This window comes from Marivirga tractuosa (genome assembly GCF_042140215.1).
GTDB classification, from domain to species: Bacteria; Bacteroidota; Bacteroidia; order Cytophagales; family Cyclobacteriaceae; genus Marivirga; species Marivirga tractuosa_A.
This window is the reverse complement of sequence record NZ_CP159478.1, coordinates 1,327,617-1,348,366: the sequence shown is the minus strand read 5'-3', so window position 1 is coordinate 1,348,366 and position 20,750 is coordinate 1,327,617. Positions and strand designations below refer to the sequence as shown.

The 20,750-nt window shown below is 33.5% G+C and carries 19 protein-coding genes; 14 read left to right on the top strand and 5 right to left on the bottom strand.

Annotated features, from left to right (window positions below; translation table 11 throughout):
• Nucleotides 1-335: 335 nt before the first annotated feature.
• Nucleotides 336-1,706, bottom strand: a complete 1,371-nt coding sequence (locus ABWH96_RS06130) for an MATE family efflux transporter (RefSeq protein WP_375580605.1) — start codon at nucleotides 1,704-1,706, stop codon at nucleotides 336-338.
• 106 nt (nucleotides 1,707-1,812) lie between these two features.
• On the opposite strand from ABWH96_RS06130, the gene ABWH96_RS06125 reads away from it, so the two are divergent.
• A complete protein-coding gene (locus tag ABWH96_RS06125; protein WP_375580604.1) occupies nucleotides 1,813-2,082 on the top strand; it encodes a hypothetical protein in 270 nt (89 codons plus the stop codon).
• 134 nt (nucleotides 2,083-2,216) lie between these two features.
• On the top strand, nucleotides 2,217-3,914 hold the full coding sequence (locus ABWH96_RS06120) for an acyl-CoA dehydrogenase family protein (RefSeq protein WP_375580603.1): 1,698 nt from the start codon (nucleotides 2,217-2,219) through the stop codon (nucleotides 3,912-3,914).
• 79 nt (nucleotides 3,915-3,993) lie between these two features.
• Here the strand turns inward: ABWH96_RS06120 and ABWH96_RS06115 are convergent, their stop codons facing one another.
• Complete coding sequence (locus ABWH96_RS06115; protein WP_375580602.1) at nucleotides 3,994-4,824, bottom strand: hypothetical protein; 831 nt, start codon at nucleotides 4,822-4,824, stop codon at nucleotides 3,994-3,996.
• A gap of 135 nt (nucleotides 4,825-4,959) precedes the next feature.
• On the opposite strand from ABWH96_RS06115, the gene ABWH96_RS06110 reads away from it, so the two are divergent.
• Both ABWH96_RS06110 and ABWH96_RS06105 read left to right on the top strand, forming a co-directional pair.
• Nucleotides 4,960-5,808 (top strand): agmatine deiminase family protein, encoded by an 849-nt coding sequence (locus ABWH96_RS06110; RefSeq protein WP_375580601.1) that lies wholly within the window; start codon nucleotides 4,960-4,962, stop codon nucleotides 5,806-5,808.
• 113 nt (nucleotides 5,809-5,921) lie between these two features.
• Nucleotides 5,922-6,380 carry an MgtC/SapB family protein gene (locus tag ABWH96_RS06105; RefSeq protein ID WP_375580600.1) on the top strand — a complete coding sequence of 153 codons (459 nt, stop codon included), beginning with the start codon at nucleotides 5,922-5,924 and terminating at the stop codon, nucleotides 6,378-6,380.
• A 192-nt stretch (nucleotides 6,381-6,572) separates the two neighbouring features.
• Here ABWH96_RS06105 and ABWH96_RS06100 read toward each other — a convergent pair whose 3' ends face one another.
• Together ABWH96_RS06100 and ABWH96_RS06095 are read right to left on the bottom strand one after the other, a co-directional pair.
• Complete coding sequence (locus ABWH96_RS06100) at nucleotides 6,573-7,418, bottom strand: hypothetical protein (RefSeq protein ID WP_375580599.1); 846 nt, start codon at nucleotides 7,416-7,418, stop codon at nucleotides 6,573-6,575.
• Entirely contained in the window at nucleotides 7,415-8,212 is a 798-nt protein-coding gene (locus tag ABWH96_RS06095; protein ID WP_375580598.1) for a HipA family kinase, read from the bottom strand. The genes ABWH96_RS06100 and ABWH96_RS06095 overlap by 4 nt, the downstream gene beginning before the upstream one ends.
• 179 nt (nucleotides 8,213-8,391) lie before the next feature.
• Between ABWH96_RS06095 and ABWH96_RS06090 the strand changes: the two genes are divergently transcribed.
• The 4 genes from ABWH96_RS06090 (at nucleotide 8,392) to ABWH96_RS06075 (ending at nucleotide 11,562) form a co-directional block, all read left to right on the top strand.
• A complete protein-coding gene (locus ABWH96_RS06090; protein ID WP_375580597.1) occupies nucleotides 8,392-8,997 on the top strand; it encodes a hypothetical protein in 606 nt (201 codons plus the stop codon).
• Between the two features lie 73 nt (nucleotides 8,998-9,070).
• Nucleotides 9,071-9,859, top strand: coding sequence for a phospholipase D family protein (locus ABWH96_RS06085; RefSeq protein WP_375580596.1), 789 nt, complete (start codon nucleotides 9,071-9,073; stop codon nucleotides 9,857-9,859).
• A 59-nt stretch (nucleotides 9,860-9,918) separates the two neighbouring features.
• Complete coding sequence (locus ABWH96_RS06080) at nucleotides 9,919-10,488, top strand: hypothetical protein (protein ID WP_375580595.1); 570 nt, start codon at nucleotides 9,919-9,921, stop codon at nucleotides 10,486-10,488.
• Between the two features lie 33 nt (nucleotides 10,489-10,521).
• A complete protein-coding gene (locus ABWH96_RS06075; protein ID WP_375580594.1) occupies nucleotides 10,522-11,562 on the top strand; it encodes a hypothetical protein in 1,041 nt (346 codons plus the stop codon).
• 8 nt (nucleotides 11,563-11,570) lie between these two features.
• Here the strand turns inward: ABWH96_RS06075 and ABWH96_RS06070 are convergent, their stop codons facing one another.
• Complete coding sequence (locus tag ABWH96_RS06070) at nucleotides 11,571-12,695, bottom strand: SIR2 family protein (protein WP_375580593.1); 1,125 nt, start codon at nucleotides 12,693-12,695, stop codon at nucleotides 11,571-11,573.
• 355 nt (nucleotides 12,696-13,050) lie between these two features.
• On the opposite strand from ABWH96_RS06070, the gene ABWH96_RS06065 reads away from it, so the two are divergent.
• From ABWH96_RS06065 to ABWH96_RS06040, 6 genes are all read left to right on the top strand, one after another.
• On the top strand, nucleotides 13,051-13,272 hold the full coding sequence (locus ABWH96_RS06065; RefSeq protein WP_375580592.1) for a helix-turn-helix domain-containing protein: 222 nt from the start codon (nucleotides 13,051-13,053) through the stop codon (nucleotides 13,270-13,272).
• Between the two features lie 197 nt (nucleotides 13,273-13,469).
• Nucleotides 13,470-15,866: an EcoAI/FtnUII family type I restriction enzme subunit R gene (hsdR, locus tag ABWH96_RS06060; RefSeq protein WP_375580591.1), complete on the top strand. Its 2,397-nt coding sequence runs from the start codon at nucleotides 13,470-13,472 to the stop codon at nucleotides 15,864-15,866.
• Nucleotides 15,866-17,074 (top strand): PD-(D/E)XK nuclease family protein, encoded by a 1,209-nt coding sequence (locus tag ABWH96_RS06055; protein ID WP_375580590.1) that lies wholly within the window; start codon nucleotides 15,866-15,868, stop codon nucleotides 17,072-17,074. The genes hsdR and ABWH96_RS06055 overlap by 1 nt, the downstream gene beginning before the upstream one ends.
• The gene (locus ABWH96_RS06050) at nucleotides 17,049-18,488 is read left to right on the top strand and encodes an N-6 DNA methylase (RefSeq protein WP_375580589.1); all 1,440 of its coding nucleotides are present in this window, start codon (nucleotides 17,049-17,051) and stop codon (nucleotides 18,486-18,488) included. The genes ABWH96_RS06055 and ABWH96_RS06050 overlap by 26 nt, the downstream gene beginning before the upstream one ends.
• A 3-nt stretch (nucleotides 18,489-18,491) precedes the next feature.
• Nucleotides 18,492-18,956, top strand: coding sequence for a hypothetical protein (locus ABWH96_RS06045; RefSeq protein WP_375580588.1), 465 nt, complete (start codon nucleotides 18,492-18,494; stop codon nucleotides 18,954-18,956).
• Nucleotides 18,956-20,689, top strand: coding sequence for a restriction endonuclease subunit S (locus ABWH96_RS06040; RefSeq protein ID WP_375580587.1), 1,734 nt, complete (start codon nucleotides 18,956-18,958; stop codon nucleotides 20,687-20,689). Before ABWH96_RS06045 ends, ABWH96_RS06040 begins: the two co-directional genes overlap by 1 nt.
• Nucleotides 20,690-20,750: the final 61 nt, after the last annotated feature.

The following is a 20,750-nucleotide window of genomic DNA, read 5'->3' as shown; positions in this document are numbered from 1 at the left end:
ACTAAAAAGGAATGGATTCTAGGTTGCCAAGTTAGCAGATTATCAGGTTTACAAGTTATCTGATCGATAAGGTATCTGTCTTCAATTATTAATTAGGAAGTTGACAATAAATAGCCTCCGGCTTTTTCAATTGACAAAAGTCCCCGTTCACACTATTTTATTATTACTATTCACTTAAATAAAAAAATGTCTATAGTTCACTTCTTATTTCCAGTCAGGCAATTACTTTACATCTTGCTCATTGTCCTTTTTGTTTACTGTTCATTGTCTATTGACTATTGTCTATTGTTCCCGATTCGTTACTCCGGGATCTTCGCTTCACTACGACTAATGATCTAAATTTCATTTCTTTTCTTAATCACTCGTAGCTTCCAATAGCCCATTTTATAATAAGCAAAGGCTAAGATTGCTGCTAAAAAGTTGGATATTGGGAAAGCCCACCAAATGCCTTCAAATCCCAGTGAAGTTTTTTCAGATAACATAAAAGCTGTTGGAAAGCGTACTATCCATAAGCTGAAAATTGATATTAGCATAGAGGCTTGGGTAAAACCAGCTCCATTGAAGACACCATTTAAAATTTGCTGAACACCTAATAAACCAAAACTTGGAGCCATGATTTTAATAAATAAAGCCCCGTTTTTGATTACACTTGGGTCGTTAGGAATGAAGAAAGCGGTTATAGGTTCTGCAAATATGAATAATAGAACACCAATCCCTGTCAATCCAAAAAACCCGATTTTATTACTTAAATCTCCTATCTTTTCCGCTCTCTTGAGTTTGTTCGCTCCAATATTTTGGCCGACCAAACTAGTGGTGGCAATGGCAAATCCCAAGGCAGGCACCACTACTAAACTCAAAATTCTTGCGCCTACACCATAAGCAGCCACCACTTCACTACCAAAACTGGTTACCAGCATGATCATAAATGTCATGCCTGCAGCTCTGCTTGATTGATCTAAACTGGAAGGGATTCCCAATTCGAACAGTTTTTTCACCCATGGAAAATCCCATTTCATGTGCTTAAATTTGATCTTAATTCCGCGTTTGCCTTTAAATAGAATTGCCAATCCTATTACGGCTGAAATTCCCTGAGTAAAAACACTTGCAATTGCTGCACCTGCCACTCCATTTCCTTCTATTGGCCCCCAGCCAAAAATAAAGAGCGGATCTAGCACCAAATTTAGAAATACAGTACCCAATATGATGAACATAGGAAGGTAAACATTCCCAATTCCACGCATGAGCGATTGGAAAACGAAAAACATAAATAGAAATACAAATCCAAAAGAAGATACTTGGAAATAGCTGATGGATTCCTTCAAAATTTCTGGCCCTGCCCCTACTATTTTCATTAAAGGTTCAGCTGAAAAATAACCAACCGCTGCCAATAAAATAGAGATGAAAAATATGACCATCACGGTTTGAGAGGAAGCATAATTCACTTTCACTTGGTTCTCTGCTCCTTTGTGTTGGGAAACTAGAACTGTTCCAGCCAAAGTTAAGCCTCCACCTAAAGCCAAAACCAAGAATAAAATTGGAAAACTTAAACTTACGGCTGCGACTGCATTTGCACCTAATCTACCCAGCCAAAAAGTATCAATTAATTGATAGGCTGTTTGTAATACATTAGCCATAATGATAGGGAAAGCCAGACTAACCAAAGAATTCAAAATCTTTCCTTCAGTATATTTCTTGGATTTTGCCATCCTCAAAGATACGGTATTTCAATTGATGAGTTTGCAAATTACAACTAATCAAGTCAAGCTAAAATCTAACAATCTTTTTTACAAGCTGTTATTTAAATAAAAAATTATGAGAGAATACGAAGTTTTTTATAAAGATGGGACCACAGTAAATTGTAATGCTGCCGATAAAAATGACATGGTAGATCAACTTTTTAATGGTAATGAGAAGGAATTGATCGAAAAGGTGAAATTGCTAAAATGGAGTACTGGTGCCATGGTATATACGCAAGATCCTGCCGAAGAAAAAATTAATTCTGAAATAACCACAGCTGATGCAAACCCTTATGGGTGGAGAAATGAAGGAGGTTTAAATCATGATCCGAAAAAAGATTCTTAAGCAATTAAATTAATAGATTCAAGGTGATTTAGCTTAATTTTTCAATATCCTAACAACTGAATTTAAATTTAGGCATAAAAGCCTATTTTTTATCAGATTTTTGATTTAACTTTTATTCTCAAAATCAAAACACTGTGGAAAATATAAAGCAAAAGCAATCCGTAAAAAATCAGGTAGTAGAAAATGATTATCGTTCAAGCCAAAATTTCTTTACCAGTGATTTAATCCTTCAAGATTATTTAAAAAGGAAAGTCAGTCCTACGGGATTAGATTACATGACACCTAAACTCAGCAAAACTGGAGAAGATGCTGCACAAAAAATGGATCCGCTTTCATTGGATGCTGACAAAAATGGCCCTCAACTCATTAAAAGAAATTTCTTTGGTGAGGATATTGATGAAGTGAAATTCCATCCTTCTTATCAGGAATTGATGCAAATCGCCATTGATTCTGAAATGTTTAAAGTAAAATGGGAACCGAATCTGAAAAATGACTTTAAGCTTGAGCGTCATAGCCTAGGCTTTGCCTCAGGATACCTCTATGCCATGAGCGAGTTGGGTCAATATTGCCCATTGTGCATGACGGACGGAGTAGCCCGATTAATTGAGCTTCATTGCACAGAGGAGGACAAAAATAGATTATTGCCTCACATCCACACTACTGATTTAAAGGACTTTTTTACTGGAGCCATGTTTTTGACTGAGAAATCAGGTGGTTCTGATGTAGGTAGAAATTTAGTAAAAGCCGAAAAGCAAGAGAATCATACCTACCTTTTGAGTGGAGAAAAATGGTTTTGCAGCAATGTGAATGCAGAACTTATTTTTGCATTGGCCAGAACAGACGAAAGTAAAGAAGGAACTCGTGGACTTTCCATTTTTCTAATAGAAAAACACTTACCAGATGGTAGTAAAAATAAATTACCCATTGTTCGGTTGAAAGATAAACTGGGTGTTCGCTCCATGGCAAGTGCCGAATGCGTCTTGGACGGAACTGTAGGCAAATTGATTGGTGATGAATTCAATGGCTTTAAAATCATGACAGATATGATTAATCTGTCACGTCTGTACAATTCCATAGCGGCACTATCGGGAGGAAGACGCGCATTAGTAGAGGCTTATAATTTCAATCTTTTCAGAAAAAGCTTTGGCAAAACCGCAATTGAACATACGCTTATTAAAGAAAAACTATTTGAACTGGGGAGTTTAAACGTAGCCAATTTTTATTTGACTTGGAGAGCAATAGAAGCTTTGGATAAAGCAGATAATGGAGACGAAAATGAAAGACATTTGGGCAGATTATTGACACCAATGGTGAAAAAGTGGTCAGCCGAAAAAGCTGTTTATATTACCCGAGAAAGCATGGAGTTAATGGGTGGAATCGGATATATTGAAGACGGTGTCCTACCTAAAATTATGCGAGATGTTATGGTTCTACCGATCTGGGAAGGCGCTGGAAATATCATGACGCTAGATATGCTTCGAGCCAGTTTCAAATCTGATGGATTGAAAGTAATGATGGAAGAAATCAAAACCTCACTGGGCAAAAAGTCCGACTATGATAATGCTATTTTAGAGCATTTAAAAGAACTGCAAAGTAAAATGAAAAGCTTATTTAAAATGGAGCAAGATGAGTTAGAACTCCATGCCAAATATTTCTTTGAAAAACTGACTACTTTGTATCAATTAAGCTTGATTTTAAAAAATTGGGAAGATAGTAATCATGATTGGATGGCACCAACCGCTGAATTTTTAAAATCTAAATTACAACCTCATGAAAATCTAAAAGTAAGGACTGTTGAAAGCATTAAAGGACTTATAGCCTGGGAGCTTTGATGAAAACAGCTTTTCCATTAAATCCCCCTAATATCTCCCCCAATGCTATTAATTAGAACCTTTTATTATTATTTCCATTTTATTTAAAACCCAATTCAGGAATTTTAACTTGGTTAAGATTCCAAAATCCATATTCAAAATAATGGAATACTTCAGCTTCTATTTTCTGTTGCTGATTAGCTTGATCCGGAAACACATTTTCAAATTGAATTTCACAGCTCACTGTAGCTTTATCTTTCTCAATTTCAACATTCTTGACCTCTACCTCAGGTAAAATAATTTCATTTTGTGTTTCTAAAAGTTCTTTAGCTTTTTCCAAAAACTCATCCAAAGGAATTTCCTTTTCATGAAGTATCAATCGATCTGCACAATGAAAATTTATGTATTCAAAATCTTGCTTTAACAACATCTTAAGAAAATCCTCAGTCTCCCTTTTAATATCTTCATAATGATTGGGATGAAATTCTTCATATATAAAACAAGTATTCATCCCCGGAACATCAATAATATCAATTTCTTCCTCCATCAGTTCCTCAGTGATGAAGCGATAAATTTCACGATCCTCTACCTCATAAATTACATCCAATTGCAAGTTATGAAGATTCATAAATTCAAGAATCTTATCCAATTCTGCCTTTAATTGGTTATCATTTAACTCTTCTAACTTTTTAAAGATCGGTTTACCCAATACTTCCTTTACTGTTTTAACTTCCTTTTTTGCCGCAGCTTCTTCAAATTTTTGAACATAATCTAAAAATTGGGATTCTATCTCAGCCGGAACATCTGGTTTTTCTTGATCATCTTCCATGAATTTCGCCCCAAATTCAGCTCTTAATTTGAGTTTCTTTAATTCAATTTCCTGCTTCAGTTTTTCCTGATTCTCGTCTTCATTTCTGTTTTGGTTGTCCATCTTGATTTTATTGGTTTAATGTCAAATAAGTTAATCAACTTCAAATTGTCAAGCATTTTGCAGCTTTAAATATAGTTCCCTTTGCAGATAAGCATAAAATTAGTTTTTTCGACTAGCATTAACTTATTTAGATGAATGATTATTGATTCTGAATGTAATACCGTTTACTTTTCTGAGAAGTTAAAAGAAAATTTCCCTGATGAATTCAAGCGCATTTCTGATGCCCTCGCTCCTTTTGATTACGTCAATGTAAAATTACTAAAAGGAACCAAAGACGAATGGGCAAGGGATTATATGCCTATTCAAACTGCTGATAAGCGTTTAATAAAATTTCGATATCAACCTAGTTATGAACCCAGAGCCAATTGGACTTCTCCAAAGAACGTAATTAAAGCCAATAATTTAAAAACTCATTTCTCAGATCACAATATCAATTTGGATGGTGGAAATATTGTAAAATGGAAGGACAAAGTCATCATAACGGATCGGGTGGTTCAAGAAAATCACATCTATAAAAATGATCATAATCTACTGTATGAGAGGATTGCACAAGACTTACAAACAGAAGTAATTGTGATTAAAGCTCATTCTGAAAAAGTTGACATGACAGGTCATGCAGATGGAATGCTGCGATTTGTAAATGAAAATACGCTTATTGGCAATCGCTTAAGTGAGGAATTTAAGCCAATCCGAGAGAATATTGAGCAAATGTTAAAAAAATATCATCTCAATTATATTGATTTACCTTTCTTTGAAGATGATGCAGAAAATCACTATTCTGCTATTGGAGTATATGTTAATTTCCTTGAGATAGCAGATGTCATTTTATTTCCTATTTTCTATCATCCCAAGCAGAAAAACGAGGAAGCTTTAGAAATCATGAAGAATAGTTTTCCTGACAGAAAGATTATTCCTATCGACATTGATGCTGTAGGAAAACATGGCGGGTTGATGAATTGTATTAGTTGGTGTTTGAAGGAGTGATTCTAGCAATTAAATATGACTATTAATTCCAAAACGTAAGTAGGCAGCCGCAATTCCCCAGCTAACGATAACGTAGTTTTTCCGTTATTTTCTAAGAACCAAAATCCATTTTGATGATAGAATTTAATTGGAACGGTGAGTTACTGATACTGATGAATGTGGCTATTGCTGCAGTTTTAACTGGTTTTATTGGACTGGAAAGGGAAGTAAAAAATAAGCCTGCTGGATTTAGAACAAATATGATTGTTGGGGCTTCTGCAGCTTTGCTATTATCCTTAGGTGAAATACTGGTTGAAAACTACATACAAGATGGACTAAAAGATATTATCCAACCCGATCCAACAAGGATTATTGAAGCCATTATTTTAGGAATTAGTTTTATCGGGGCAGGGACTATTTTAAAAGCCAGTGATGAAAGTAAAGTGTATTATCTAACTACTGCGGCTACTGTACTTTTCTCTGCAGGTATAGGTATAGCAGTAGCATTGGAACAATATATTCTCGCTGTTATGGCCACCTTATTGTTGCTAATTATTAATCGTGTGGCCAAAATTATTTATCAAAATGTTTGATTGGTTTTAAAATTCGTGATTTTTTAAGTACTATTTACCAATACAGGAATATTAACTAATTGAAAATAAGTATTTTATATTATTACAGAGACAAAATAGAGACAGATTTCAAATTGATTTTGGTTTCGAAAGTGTTCAAATAAGATAAAGAAGTGAAGTCCTGTTTTATTTCGCTATCCTCTGTAGTTAATGTTATTTTAGTTCATTCACTGTTTCTTGTGAATATTCTTCTAGCTTATCTTCAGTGATAATTCTTTTAGGGAGAGTCTTATCAAAGTCTAAAATATCTAATGCATTCTCGTAATCTCTAATCAATTCCTTATTTTGAGGTTTTGAAACTAAAAAGTCGAAACGGGAAGAAGTTATTTTTGCATAATCAGCTAATTGATAAACATAACCAAAAAATTGTGTTGCTTTATTTTGAATATCTTTAGGTTGACTTAAATCAAAACTTATGGGCTTTACGTGATTTAAAGTCCCGTTCTTCCAAGCGACATCAAACTTCAAAGAAACTGTATTGGTTTCAATGGTCTTATTTCTAATCAGCTTTTCCTCTATTTCCTCCTTTTGGGAAGTTATATTATTCAAATATTGAGTGATTATGAATTTTTCGTTGTGCTGTACTTTTATTTTTTTAGGGTGTGTGAGTCCAGGCAATAATAAATGACTGTATGTTGAAACAGTGCTAGCTATGGAATCTAATCCTTCCGTCACTTTAACAGGAGAATCGAAAACTAAACCTGCTGCATCGACCGCCAAAATATTTTCATGCACATACAGTTGAATACTTTTTTCATCAGGTGCTTTGGAAAAATTTATCTTCTTTTCTTCAATTCTATCCTGAATAATATCTAAATAGTGATTAACCAATTTTGAATCAAAATCAGGAAAAATTGATTTAGGACGCTTCAAATCACCTCTTACCAACTCAAAGTGATTAAACTTTGAAAAATAGAAAAGCACAGCAACATTGACAGCCTCACCGGCTACAATACTGCTTTTATACTTCAATATTTGATATGTGAATAGGTCGTTCATTGGATAAATCCTTTCAGATTATTTACAAAAATAGCTGAATTTCTTCTAATTTCAGTGAAATAGTGTATTATTAGTGTACTTTGGGTGTTAAACCCGTGTCCTTCTAGTGTTGTTAAAACATTATGAACCTCATTTAAATTCATTGTCCTTAAGTATTCTGTAAAGCTGTTGAATAACGATAATTTATTGGTTTTTGATACTTTTTTTAAATAAGGTAAACTGATATGATGACTAGCAAATTTATCTTCCCAGTTAAAATCATACAATCTTTGAAGGGTATCCTCCTTGATATCCAATGCATATTCGTGATCAATTAACCAAGCTTCATCTTTTTTAAATAACAAATTAGGCTTTTTTGTACCCCTATCTCCATTGCGGATAAAATTATCAAAGGCATACAGCGTATCTAATTGAATACTGGAAGATAAATACTTTTTCTGAACCTCTCTTGTGAAATTTATGGCATCGGGAAGATATAAACATCCAAATTTCAATCTTTCATCAGATTGTTCAAATTGAAACATTTCTTCTTGAGGTAATGTAGCTATAAACTCTTGAGGAAATTCAATCAATGCCATTTTTGGAACATAAAAATCAAATTCGGAAGCCAAATGATTTCCTAAAACTTCAGCTGCTACACTATTCCTATTTTCGATTTGATCAGTAGTATATAATTTAACCACATAAGGGTTGATCCCTGAATCTTCCTTAACCAAAACTACCCAAGGTTTAGTATGCCCCGATTCTTGAGGAATCACTTTAATAAATGATATGGCTTTGTAAACTGGGATCAAATAATTACAATTTTTTACAAGTTAAATATATATAAGTTTTTTGAAACTATCTCTTTAACAGATTTATAAGGTGTTTATCAAATACCTATAGTTGCTATCTTTTTTATAAATCGTATCTTATCAAGTCTTTAATATAGATTAAAATCGGTAATTTCATTAGAAACTAAACTATAAACAAAATGAATGATAATCCCTCTCCCAAGCAGATCATTAAAGATGTTATGACAATGAGAAACTTAGTAATCTCAATGTTGGATAAAACAAAAAAATATTACCCGTTATTCAAGATACTTACTGATAAAGATTATTACAATGATGAAGACTTAGCATATCCTAATATAAAACAACTATCAGAATGGACAGGATTAAGCTATCAGTCTACAAGAAATCTACTTGTTAAAGGATATAAAGAAATCTATTTAATGACATACGATCATCCGGTTCAAATCAATTCAGTTAAATATATTTTCTATATAAAAGGTTTCGATAATTCAATAAACTTAAATTTCAGTAATTTACCAGTTATTCCAAGGATAGGCGAGGCTATTAATATTTATCACTTTAAAGCATTGGTAGGTACAGATTATTTTTTTGTTGATGATATTCAGTATGAATTCAATGATCAGACTCAGTTGATTTATTTATGGTTAAAAACAGGAAGCTATAATTTATATTGGCACTTTAAAAAACATCAGGCTATAGAAGAGGGGAAGTTAAGTACTAATAATTTATTTGACCTTCATGATTATCAATTGCGAGATAAATTGGGTATTAGTAAATATTAGTATTTTAGAGATCTTTATTTATACTCATTCTTTTAATTTGATTTAATATATTCACACGTTAAATTAATAAAATATGGCTAAGTTCTTAACTGATGATAACCTTAATGGTGCAGTATCTAATTTGATTGAAGAGGCGAAACAGACTTTTATAATAATCTCTCCTTTTATAAAGTTGCACGATCGGTTAAAAAAGCGATTACAGGAGAAATCAGAGTATTATGATTTTGAATTAATTATTGTGTTTGGCAAGAATGAGAATGACTTAAGTAAAAGCTTAAGTATAGAAGACCTAGAGTTTTTTAAATCTTTCCCTAATGTAGAGATTCGGTATGAACCTAAACTTCATGCTAAATATTATGCAAATGAGACTTCTTCGATTTTAAGCTCCATGAATTTGTATGACTATTCCCAAAACAATAATATTGAATTTGGAATATTGATGAAAGCTGGAAGGTTTACTAGTGAAGATATTGATATCGATTCTTGGGGGTATTTTGATAAAGTAATTGAAAATAGTAAAATTTTATATCAAAAAAGACCGATTGTAGAATCAAAGTTGCTAGGCTTTTCAGAAAGCTTTAAAGGTTCTGAAGTGGAAATAGATATTTTAGATGACTACTTTAAGCAGCCTAAGAATTCAAACAAGAATCTAAAAGGCTATTGTATAAGAACTGGTGAGCAAATACCATTTAATATAAAGCATCCCTTTTCAGAAAAGGCGTTTAAATCATGGTCAAAATATAGTGACCCAAACTATAATGAAAAATTTTGCCATTTCTCAGGAGAAAAGTCCAATGGTCAAACATCTTTTTCACGACCTGTATTGCAGAAATATTGGAAGGAGGCAACTAAAAAGGTTTAATTCACTTGAAATTTAGTCTTTACAAATCATATCATTTCATACCATAATCTAAAACGACAATGAAATTAGAATTGAGCATAAAAGATAAATACTACCAATTATGTTATACATATCGTATTCATGAATATTCTAAAATAGATGTATATAGCAATTTAAAACCAGGTGAAGCAAAGTTAAAATATAATTCAATCGATGAATTCTACATGGAAGAGCTTAGTATTTCAAACGAAGAATTGATTAAAGTTAAATCTCATTTCAAGGAATTCAATAGATTATATGCAAAGTATTTTAATAAATCCAGAGGTGAACTTTTTTCTAATTCCGAAGAATTTATGAAGTGGTATAAAGAGCAGGGGGAGAAATGCAAATATTGTGAAGTATCTCAAAAAGACCTTTTAAGAATAGTGGATAAAAGAAATGGTAATCTCACATTAAATCAAAAAACCAAAAGGTCAAAAGGAACACTAGAAATAGAAAAGTTAGATCCAAGCAAAGGTTATACCTATGAAAACTCTGTTCTAGCTTGTCCATTTTGTAACAATGCAAAAAGTAATTTGATATCTGAAACTGATTGGAAAGAGTTCTTCGTTCCGGCAATGAAACTATATTTCAAAAAGATCCTAAATTAGTTTTTAAATTTATAGGGAGATTAAATAGTCTATATGATACTTGAGAAAATCAAAAGAAAAAAAGTAATAGCTGATTTAGATTTTTTACATTCTGAAATTATAAAGAGAGGTGGTTTAGCATCTTTCCTAAATCAAGATGAATTAAATCAACTTTGCCATAAAAAAGTAGGGGAATTTATAGATTGGAATGACTTTAATGAGAAAGCAAAAGCCTGGTTTAATTTCCAGGTATTCTTACGTGCGATGATCATCAATCCAAATTCTCAAGATCATTTTGAACCCAATCGTCTAACAAAAGAGAGATTAAATGAAATATTAAAGCGACAAAAAAAAGGTTTTATTTTTAGAGGTAAGAAAGTCAATACTAATGAGGGTAAAAAATTAGTAAAAGAAGATTTTGATGTTGAAGAATTTATAGATTCCCTTAAGTTAAATGATGATCCTATTATAATGCTGAATGATATAATATCTGAAAAGCAGTTCAAAACAGTTCAACAGCTTCCTTATTTTAGAGAAGCATTATCAGATATCCCGACTTTTAAGCATTTTTTTTATCGTGGAATCTATGGAACAGAAAGACATATAAAGAATATTTATGATGTCAATGGTTTTCAATTCTTTAAATACTTTAAAGAGTTTTTACTTTTTTTAATGACTGTTTATGAAGTAAAAAATGTGGGTTTAATTGAATCAATGGTTGAATATGAATCCTTTCTTATGAGGATGGGTATTGACAAAAATGATGGGTCAGTTGAGGAATTTTTCAATCTCCTAGAAAATAGTGCAATAGAAAGTAGGAATTTTTTGGAAGGGAAGAAAGAATTCTATAACAAAAATTCATCGGATATTGAGTTGGTTAATTTAATCAACGAAATTGAAGTAGGGAAATTTATTCCTTTTTTAAGTAAACCTAATTATCACAAAATATATGTTATTTATTTTAATGAAGACGGCTATAATACAATAAACTTAAATCCATCGCTAAAGGACAAGATAGATGCTATTTTTAGTCGTTTCAAGTGGGATACAGAAATAAATGAACTTATTATTGCAGAAGCTTCAATTTTAAGTTAGATAATTTTCTATTGTAAATATTGAGAAAATCCTTTCATATGGTAGATAATTTTATTCTGATTCATTTTCTTTACTTTTTCTCTTAATCTTTTTGAGATATTTTTATTACTACCTTTTTCATCATAATCCACAATTTCGATTTGGACGTTCTGATTGTATAAGCAAGCTGTACTAAGAAGATTATTGATGTGATCATCACTGAATGAGTACCCAGCAATTATAATTTTATCAGCTAAAAGTAAGTCTTTCTGAAATGCATTAAAAAATTCACGTATAGGACTAACCTGAGCTTTTCGTAATTTGGCATATCCAGTGATAACTGGTATCAAGAAATTAGCATGATTTGGTTCAGAGTTACTATAGTTCTTTTGAAAAGAATCTGCTCCATATAATTCTGTTTGGTTACTTTTCCAATACTTAATTTGATTAAATGCAAGGCTCCAATAAAGAGAACCATGTAAATTATAGTGTACAGCGATATCTAATTTATTTAGTATCCCAAATAAATCTGGCTTGACACTTAAATAATCATAATCGCTTTGATATTGAAAGCCATCAAATACATTGATTCCAGATTTAGATAATAAATTAGGTATTAGCCGATCATAATTTGTAGTGTATATTCTTAGAACTGATTTTTCTGACTCTTTTAGATACCAATTTTTTAAATTTTTATTCTTTTTATGGGTTACAGACCAAGCATCACAATATGGTGTGAGTTGTGGCATCAAAATTTTATAGTAATTGAAAAATAATAATTTTACAGCTCGCCTGTAATGCTTTTCCCTGAATTGATTACCACCTTCTAAAAATTGTATTTTATCAACAAGTTCTAATTTTTTTAAAAAGTTTTCATCTAGAAAAGTAAAAGCTTGGTAAATATCTTTAAATCCACTTTTGAAGTCTGATCTTAGATAATTTATAAGAGAATCTAAAAAATGAATAATCGATTCGAAATTTATATCAGCGTAAACCTCATTTTTTTCTAACAGGAAAAATATGTCCTTATTGATTCCGCCTACATCTTCATGTTTTAATAATGCCAGAGTTAATTCCTCAGTTTTTGGCGCACCAAAATCCAAAACCGATCCAGCTCCCATTAACACTATCGTTCTATTTTTCTTCTCTGCCATATTAATCCTTACTCACATTGAAAAACCTAAGATTTAAAGATAAACTATTAATATAAGGGAATTAGATTGGAAATATATCTTTAGTTCTTATTTATTTTAGTATAGTTTAATTTTCAACACTTCTTATTTACGACCACAAAAAATGGATGTGGTGAGTGGGTGTGAATTCAGTGTCAAAAAATATATCCTTATAAAGCCTTAGAAAAGCTTTACACCCTCTTTACACTGTGTGAACACTCTAAAATAAGCTAGATAAGCTGCCAGTATTATATATTAGACACCCAACTTCATAACTATATTAATCAAGGAAAAGCAAATTCTAATATCAATTTCTGTTGAAGAGTTTCAAGCAATAATGAATCAAGTTGTTGTTGAAGCTATAAAGGCGTTAAAGCCAGTGGAGCAACCTGTTAAAGAAGACCGATATCAACTACTTAGTAGAAATGAAGCTGCTGAATTTCTCAAGATAACATTAGTGACTCTGAGTGATTGGAGTAAAAGAAGTATAATCAAAGCGCACTATCTGGGAGGAAGGGTGTACTATGTAAAAGAGGAGTTAATTAGAGCACTAGCATAATTGAAACAGTTTATATGAGGTTTTATCTTTTCAAAGATACCTCACCCTCTTAACACGCAAAGACCACTACCTCAACAATGCACTTTACCTCGAAACCTATCACTATTCCAAGGGTTTTTCTTACACTCATCGAAAAACTCTTATTCTTAAGGTCAATTACATAAATACTTATAAATTTATAGGTTCAACTACAACCAATGAATAAGAAAGACCTATCGGAAAGAGACATCTGCACTAAGTTTATTACCCCTGCTATTCAGAATGCTGGATGGGATGTGAAAAAGCAAATCAGAGAAGAGGTAAGCTTTACAGATGGCCGTATTATTGTTCAGGGTAAAATGCATACCAGAGGTAAAAGAAAGCGTGCAGATTATATCCTCTATTACAAACCCAACATTCCCATTGCCATTATAGAAGCAAAAGACAATAAAAAGCCTGTTGGTGATGGAATGCAACAAGCATTAGAGTACAGTGAAATTTTACAAGTTCCTTTCGTATTCACCTCCAATGGCGATTCATTTCTATTCCATGATCATACTGGGCAATTCGGAGATCTTGAAAAAGAGATCAAACTAGAAGAATTTCCAAGTCCCGAGGAGCTTTGGCAGGCTTATGAAGTATATCGAGGTTTAACCGAACCCAAAGCCAAAGAAATAGCCACGCAAGATTATCATCTAGATATGAGCGGAATGTCACCTCGCTACTATCAGCAAAATGCTATCAATAGAACAATAGAAGCTATTGCCAAAGGTCAGGACAGGATTTTACTTGTAATGGCAACCGGTACGGGAAAAACGTACACTGCTTTCAATATCATATGGCGACTATGGAAAGCCGGTACGAAAAAGCGTATTCTTTTCTTAGCGGATAGAAATGCTTTACTGACACAAACCAAGAATGGTGATTTCTCACCTTTTGGAAGTGATATCATGCATATCATTAAGAACCGGAAAATAGATAAGTCTTATCAGATCTACTTTGCCCTTTATCAAGGGCTGACGGGAAATGAAGATGTAAAAAACGTTTATTCAGAATTTAGTAAAGATTTTTTCGATCTCATTGTGATTGATGAGTGCCATAGAGGGAGTGCTTCTGAAGCTTCGGCTTGGAGACAAATATTAGATTATTTTTCAGCAGCCACACAAATAGGTTTAACTGCTACTCCGAAGGAAACTAAAGATATTTCGAATATAGCCTACTTTGGTGATCCAGTTTATACGTACTCCCTAAAACAAGGAATAGAGGATGGTTTTCTAGCTCCCTATAAAGTAATCAGGATTAGTACTACGGTAGATGAAGGCTGGCGTCCTACGAAAGGACTACGTGATAAGTACGGTAATACAATACAGGATCGTATTTACAATCTAAAGGACTATGATCGTACCTTAGCAATAGATGAGCGTACGCAACTGGTGGCACAAAAAATCACTGAATACCTTAAATCCTTCGACCGATACGCTAAAACCATAGTATTCTGTACGGATATCGACCATGCTAATAGAATGCGTATGGCGTTAATCAATGAGAACGCAGACTTAGTAGCCAAACACCCAAATTACGTAGTGAAGATTACGGGTGATGATGAGGTAGGAAAACAAGAGTTAGATAACTTCATGGATGTGGAAGAGCGTATTCCGGTCATTGCCACCACTTCAAAAATGCTCACAACGGGAGTAGATACAAAGATGGTCAAGTTGGTAGTACTAGAAGCCAACATTGGCTCCATGACGGAATTTAAACAGATAATTGGTAGAGGAACCCGTATTCGGGAAGCAGAGGGGAAAGTATATTTCACCATTATGGATTTCAGGAAGGCTACCAATCTATTTGCTGACCCTGATTTTGATGGAGATCCTGTTCAAATCTACGAGCCAGGTATTGATGATCCCGTAAATCCAGAGGATCAATATGGGGGTGAAGAGGGTGCAGATGGGGTGTTGATTAGTGATGATCCTGATGAAAATACAGAAGATATTAATGGTAATCCTCCCGATATTGATATCTCAGGTGGTGATGAGGAAGATTCTGAACCTAAAAAGTACTACGTGCAGAACGTGCCCGTTTCAGTGGCGCACGAAAGAGTTCAGTACTACGGTGCAGATGGTAAACTCATTACAGAATCTTTAAAAGACTACACCAAAAAGAATATCCAAAAGGATTTTGCTTCTCTAGATGATTTTATTCAAAAATGGAACAGCTCGGATAAGAAGAAAGAACTGCTTTCAGAATTAGCTGAACAGGGTATTCTACTGGAAGCCCTTAGAGAGGAAGTAGGAAAAGACATGGATGACTTTGATTTGGTAGCGCATGTTGCTTTTGATCAACCACCCTTAACACGGAAAGAGCGTGCAGAACAAGTGCGAAAGCGTAACTACTTTGGAAAATATAGTGAGCAGGCACAAAACGTAATGAAAGCCCTTCTTAAAAAATATGAGGATGAGGGGGTAAGTTCAATTGAAGATAAAGCGGTACTGAAATTAAAGCCATTAAACGAAATTGGTTCTCCGGTTGAGATTGTGAGAGCTTTTGGTAAAAGAGGTGATTTTGAAAAAGCGGTGAAAGAATTAGAAACTGAATTATATAAAAGAGCTTAATGGGAGAGATAAAAACTGAATTTGATGTAAAAAAACATTATCTCAATCTAGTAAATGATATTGATTATGATCAGTTAGAGTTACAATTGGAAGCTGTCACATTCTTTGAAATAATTGGAGCATCAAAAGCTGAAATTAGACATTCAAATTTTTTGGCATGGTTGCTCGATCCCAAAGCATCTCATGGATTAGGTGAAACTATCTTAAAGCGTTTCCTTCGTCAACTTTTTTCAGATGATAGAGCTAAAGATATTACAGAAATAGAGGTTGAAAATCTTAATTACCAAAGCGTAAATATTTTAAGAGAATGGCAGCATATTGACTTATTCATTGAATTTGATAATCTTGTTATTGCTTTAGAAAATAAACTGTACTCTAAAGAACACTCTAAACAACTAACTCGATACTTTGATATTGTAGAGCAAGAATATAAAGGAATTAAAAAGACAGTTTATGGTTTCTTAACTCCTGAAGGAATAGAAGCAATCGATGAAAGTGATAAATATGTTTCAATTTCGTACTTTGAAATTGCTGAGATTATTGAAAGAGTAATTCAGATTCGTGGTAGCACTCTTGGAGAAAATGCTTCTGTCTATATTAATGATTACCTCAAGACTTTAAAAAGACATGTTATGGACAATGATCAATCAATAGAATTAGCTCAGAAAATTTATAAAAGTCATAAAGACATACTGGATTTCATTTTTGAAAATAAACCAGATGAAAGGGGGATTGTAACAGATTACTTTCGAAAACTTATAAATCAAAAAGGCTTCAAAGAGGGTAGTAGAAATAAAAGATTTCTTAGATTTTCTACTGATACCATTAAAAGTATTCTTCCAGAATATAAGCAACAGAAGGGTGGATGGTCGAATAATGAACCATTGCTTATAGAATTTTCATTTTGGAAAGATGATCATATTTCATTAAAAATTGTGCTTAGTCCACACCCTTTAGCAGAAATTCTTCAAAATATTATCTTAGAAATTAATGAGGCTGAACCTTCTACTCAAAAAGCCTGGCCTTATTTTTTAAGAAAAACTATGGGGATAAATTATTATGATATTGGATTAGAGCTAGATGAAAAATTGAAAGAGAATGCCAATAGATTTCTAGACGATTATAAAACTGTAATTAGTAAGTTAGAGGAAGTTTTAAAGAAGAATAAAGAAAAGATAGCAGATGCCTACAATAACAACCAATATTAAAGCCATTCGCGACATCATGCGTAAAGACACCGGAGTAGATGGTGATGCGCAGCGAATTTCACAAATGGTTTGGATGCTTTTTATGAAAATCTTTGCCGATAAGGAAGAGGAATGGGATTTAACTATAGAAAACTACGAAAGCCCTATTCCTGATAAATTAAAGTGGCAAAACTGGGCATCAGATGATGAAGGACTAACAGGCGATCAGTTAATGGACTTCATTAATAATGAGCTTTTCCCTGCACTAAAGGACTTGGATGTTACCATTTCACCACAGGCAAGAATCATTCGATCAGTATTTGAAGATACCTACAACTATATGAAGAATGGTACGCTCTTCAGACAAGTGATTAATGAAATTGATAAAATCGACTTCAATAATACAGAAGAACGCCACCTTTTTAATGACTTATATGAAACCATCCTAAAAGAATTGCAATCCGCTGGTTCTTCTGGAGAGTATTATACCCCAAGGGCAGTAACACAGTTTATGGTAGATATAACAGCTCCTCAATTAGGAGATACAGTTTTAGATCCTGCTTGCGGTACTGGTGGCTTTTTGACTTGTGTGATTGATGCCATGCGGGATCAAGTAAAGACAGCAGAAGAAAGGGAAAAGCTACAAAAAGGGATTAAGGGAATTGAGAAAAAACCCTTACCACACTTATTGTGCACTACCAACTTAATGTTACACGGTTTTGACTTACCAGCAGTACGGAGGGATAATTTATTAAGTAAACCCTATAGCGATTGGAGTGGGAAAGACAAAGTAGATGTGATTTTGACCAACCCTCCTTTTGGTGGAGTTGAGGAAGATGGTACAGAAACCAATTTCCCAGCAAAATTCCGTACCAAAGAGACAGCCGATTTATTTCTAGCCCTTATTATCCGTTTACTGAAAGATGGAGGTAGAGCTGCAGTAGTATTGCCAGATGGCACGCTCTTTGGCGAAGGCGTAAAAACACGACTGAAAGAGGAGCTGATGGAAAAATGCAATCTCCATACCATTGTGCGCCTACCCAATGGCGTTTTCAATCCTTATACAGGTATTAAAACCAACTTACTCTTCTTTGAAAAAGGGCAACCAACCAAGGATATTTGGTATTTTGAGCACCCTTACCCAGATGGCGTAAAGAGCTATAACAAAGGAAAACCTATCAATATCAAAGAATTTGATTTAGAAAAAGAATGGTGGGAGAATAGAGAAGATGAAAAATTTAGCCAGTACGCATGGAAAGTATCTGCGGATGAAATTAAGAATAGAAACTTTAATTTGGACATTAAAAATCCTCACCAAGTCAGTGATAATTTAGCAAGCCCAGAGGAAATATTAAAGCAATACCAAGTCAGCACTCAAAAGTTAAGTGATGTACAGGAAGAGATTATGAAAGTATTAACCAAAGCCCTATTATAGATCATGGACAGAATTATCATATTTAATAATGTGAGTTATTCCTTTGAAGATGCATTAAAGGATATTAAAGTGGCAAATCCTGAATACGATTTTACTTTCTATAAAGAAATTCCAGAAGACTTAATCCATTCATATTACCTAAATGAACAACTTATAAATCCAAAACTAAGCAGTTTTGAGAAATTCCAAAAGAATTTAGAAATTAGGAGTAAATCAGGAGCAGTCTTTTCGGTAGCATCCCTTGATGGAGAGATAGTTTCTTCCTTATCTGGTATGTTTAATGATTTGCATAAAGAAATAAATTTATGGTATACAAATGAATCCCATAGAGGAAAGAGTCTTGGGTTAGGTGTGTTATACAACTTAATAATAAATATTAAGGATAAACATTCTTATTTAGAGGCAATTGATGTTACAAATAAGAGGATAGATGAATTGCTCTTGAATTGTGGATTTAATGAGAAATAATGAAGCTAATACAACAATTTAAGGAACTTACTAACCTTCCAAAAAATGCTGAACAGCTGAAGGGCTTAATTCTGCAATTGGCAATACAGGGGAATTTAACTAAGACATGGAGAGGTGAGCATACTAATGTAGAATCTGCGTCAGTCTTACTAGAACAGATCAAAGCCGAAAAAGAGCAATTAATTAAAGAAAAGACAATCAGAAAGGATAATATTGGCATTGTTGACATGGATAAGGTCTATTTCGAAATTCCAGATAGCTGGGCGTGGGCTAGAATCGGAAATATCGGTTTTGTATTCAATGGAGATAGCATTAATAAAAATTTAAAGGAGTCGAAGTACGAAGGGTTATCCGATGGATATCCATACATTGCCACAAAAGATGTAGGCTACCTTAACGACCCCATCAATTATGAAAATGGAATAAAAATTCCATTTAATGAAACACAATTTAAAATTGCTCAAAAAGGGTCAGTCTTAATTTGTTCAGAAGGGGGCAGTGCGGGGAAAAAAATGGGGATTGTCGAAGAGGACGTTTGCTTCGGTAATAAACTGTATGCAATTAAACAGTTTGCAAATATTTATCCTACGTACATCCAAGCTGTATATGGCTCAAAATCTTTTCAAAATGCATTTAAGGAAAGTATGACAGGTATTATTGGCGGTATATCAAGAAACAATTTTGCTAGTTTATATTTTCCTTTACCTCCCCTAGATGAACAGAAAGCTATAGTTGAAATAGTTGAGCAACTATTTGAGGAATTAGAACAATTAGAAGTACAAACTAAGCTTCGAGTACAGCTGAAAGAAGATTATGTTACAAGTGCGCTACGTGAATTAAGTACTCAGTCTACGGAACAAGCGTGGACAAGCTTAATACCTCATTTTAAAGAATTCTTTACCGAAAAGGGTACCGTAAAAAAACTACGAGAAACCGTATTGCAATTAGCCGTGCAAGGCAAACTCACTAAAAAATGGCGTGCTGAAAACCCAGATGTAGAGCCCGCTTCAGCCTTACTTGAAAAAATCAAAGCTGAAAAAGAGCAGCTGATAAAAGAGAAGAAGATTAAGAAGGAAAAGCCTTTGCCACCAATTCATGCAGATGAAATTCCTTATGAATTGCCTGATAGTTGGGAATGGGCAAGATGTTCTAAATTAACTAAGCCAACTTCAACAATAACATATGGGATTTTAAAGCCAGTGTGGGTAAGTGACGGTATACCTACCGTCAGAATTAAAGATATGATTAATGGTGAGATATCATTAGAATCTATAGTTTATTGTGATCCAAAAAGAGCTGAAAAATTCTCTAAGACTACCTTGTTGGAAGGCGATTTGTTGATTGCAAAAGATGGGGGTACTTTGGGTAAAACTGCCTTTGTTCAGAAAGAATTAACAGGAGGTAATATAACTCAACATGTATTGCGGTTTTCAATTAATGCTAATTTGGATAATGTTTTTTTACGAACCGTAATTGATTCCCCGTATGGTCAAGAATATATGAAAGGAGAAACAAAAGGTGCTGCATTACCAGGTGTTAATGTTGGTGATTTTAGAAAAATGCCAATTGGAATCCCTTCTTTAGAAGAACAAAAGGTCATCGTAGAAAAGGTCAATACTTTTTTGTCATTTTGTGATCAGTTGGAAAGGGCAATTGAAGAAAGTACAATACAAATAGAGCAGCTGATGCAAAGTTGTTTGAAGGAGGTTTTTGAGGGGGATATAAATCAATAAAAGTTTTCAGCCATGACTCACCAAAAAATAAAAAAATCCAACAATCAAATGACCCAGCATG

Coding starts and splice junctions, on each gene's coding strand:
- ABWH96_RS06130 (WP_375580605.1), bottom strand. CDS start 1,706: ATGGCAAAATCCAAGAAATATACTGAAGGAAAGATTTTGAATTCTTTG.
- ABWH96_RS06125 (WP_375580604.1), top strand. CDS start 1,813: ATGAGAGAATACGAAGTTTTTTATAAAGATGGGACCACAGTAAATTGT.
- ABWH96_RS06115 (WP_375580602.1), bottom strand. CDS start 4,824: ATGGACAACCAAAACAGAAATGAAGACGAGAATCAGGAAAAACTGAAG.
- ABWH96_RS06110 (WP_375580601.1), top strand. CDS start 4,960: ATGATTATTGATTCTGAATGTAATACCGTTTACTTTTCTGAGAAGTTA.
- ABWH96_RS06105 (WP_375580600.1), top strand. CDS start 5,922: ATGATAGAATTTAATTGGAACGGTGAGTTACTGATACTGATGAATGTG.
- ABWH96_RS06100 (WP_375580599.1), bottom strand. CDS start 7,418: ATGAACGACCTATTCACATATCAAATATTGAAGTATAAAAGCAGTATT.
- ABWH96_RS06090 (WP_375580597.1), top strand. CDS start 8,392: ATGAATGATAATCCCTCTCCCAAGCAGATCATTAAAGATGTTATGACA.
- ABWH96_RS06085 (WP_375580596.1), top strand. CDS start 9,071: ATGGCTAAGTTCTTAACTGATGATAACCTTAATGGTGCAGTATCTAAT.
- ABWH96_RS06080 (WP_375580595.1), top strand. CDS start 9,919: ATGAAATTAGAATTGAGCATAAAAGATAAATACTACCAATTATGTTAT.
- ABWH96_RS06075 (WP_375580594.1), top strand. CDS start 10,522: ATGATACTTGAGAAAATCAAAAGAAAAAAAGTAATAGCTGATTTAGAT.
- ABWH96_RS06070 (WP_375580593.1), bottom strand. CDS start 12,695: ATGGCAGAGAAGAAAAATAGAACGATAGTGTTAATGGGAGCTGGATCG.
- ABWH96_RS06065 (WP_375580592.1), top strand. CDS start 13,051: ATGAATCAAGTTGTTGTTGAAGCTATAAAGGCGTTAAAGCCAGTGGAG.
- hsdR (WP_375580591.1), top strand. CDS start 13,470: ATGAATAAGAAAGACCTATCGGAAAGAGACATCTGCACTAAGTTTATT.
- ABWH96_RS06055 (WP_375580590.1), top strand. CDS start 15,866: ATGGGAGAGATAAAAACTGAATTTGATGTAAAAAAACATTATCTCAAT.
- ABWH96_RS06050 (WP_375580589.1), top strand. CDS start 17,049: ATGCCTACAATAACAACCAATATTAAAGCCATTCGCGACATCATGCGT.
- ABWH96_RS06045 (WP_375580588.1), top strand. CDS start 18,492: ATGGACAGAATTATCATATTTAATAATGTGAGTTATTCCTTTGAAGAT.
- ABWH96_RS06040 (WP_375580587.1), top strand. CDS start 18,956: ATGAAGCTAATACAACAATTTAAGGAACTTACTAACCTTCCAAAAAAT.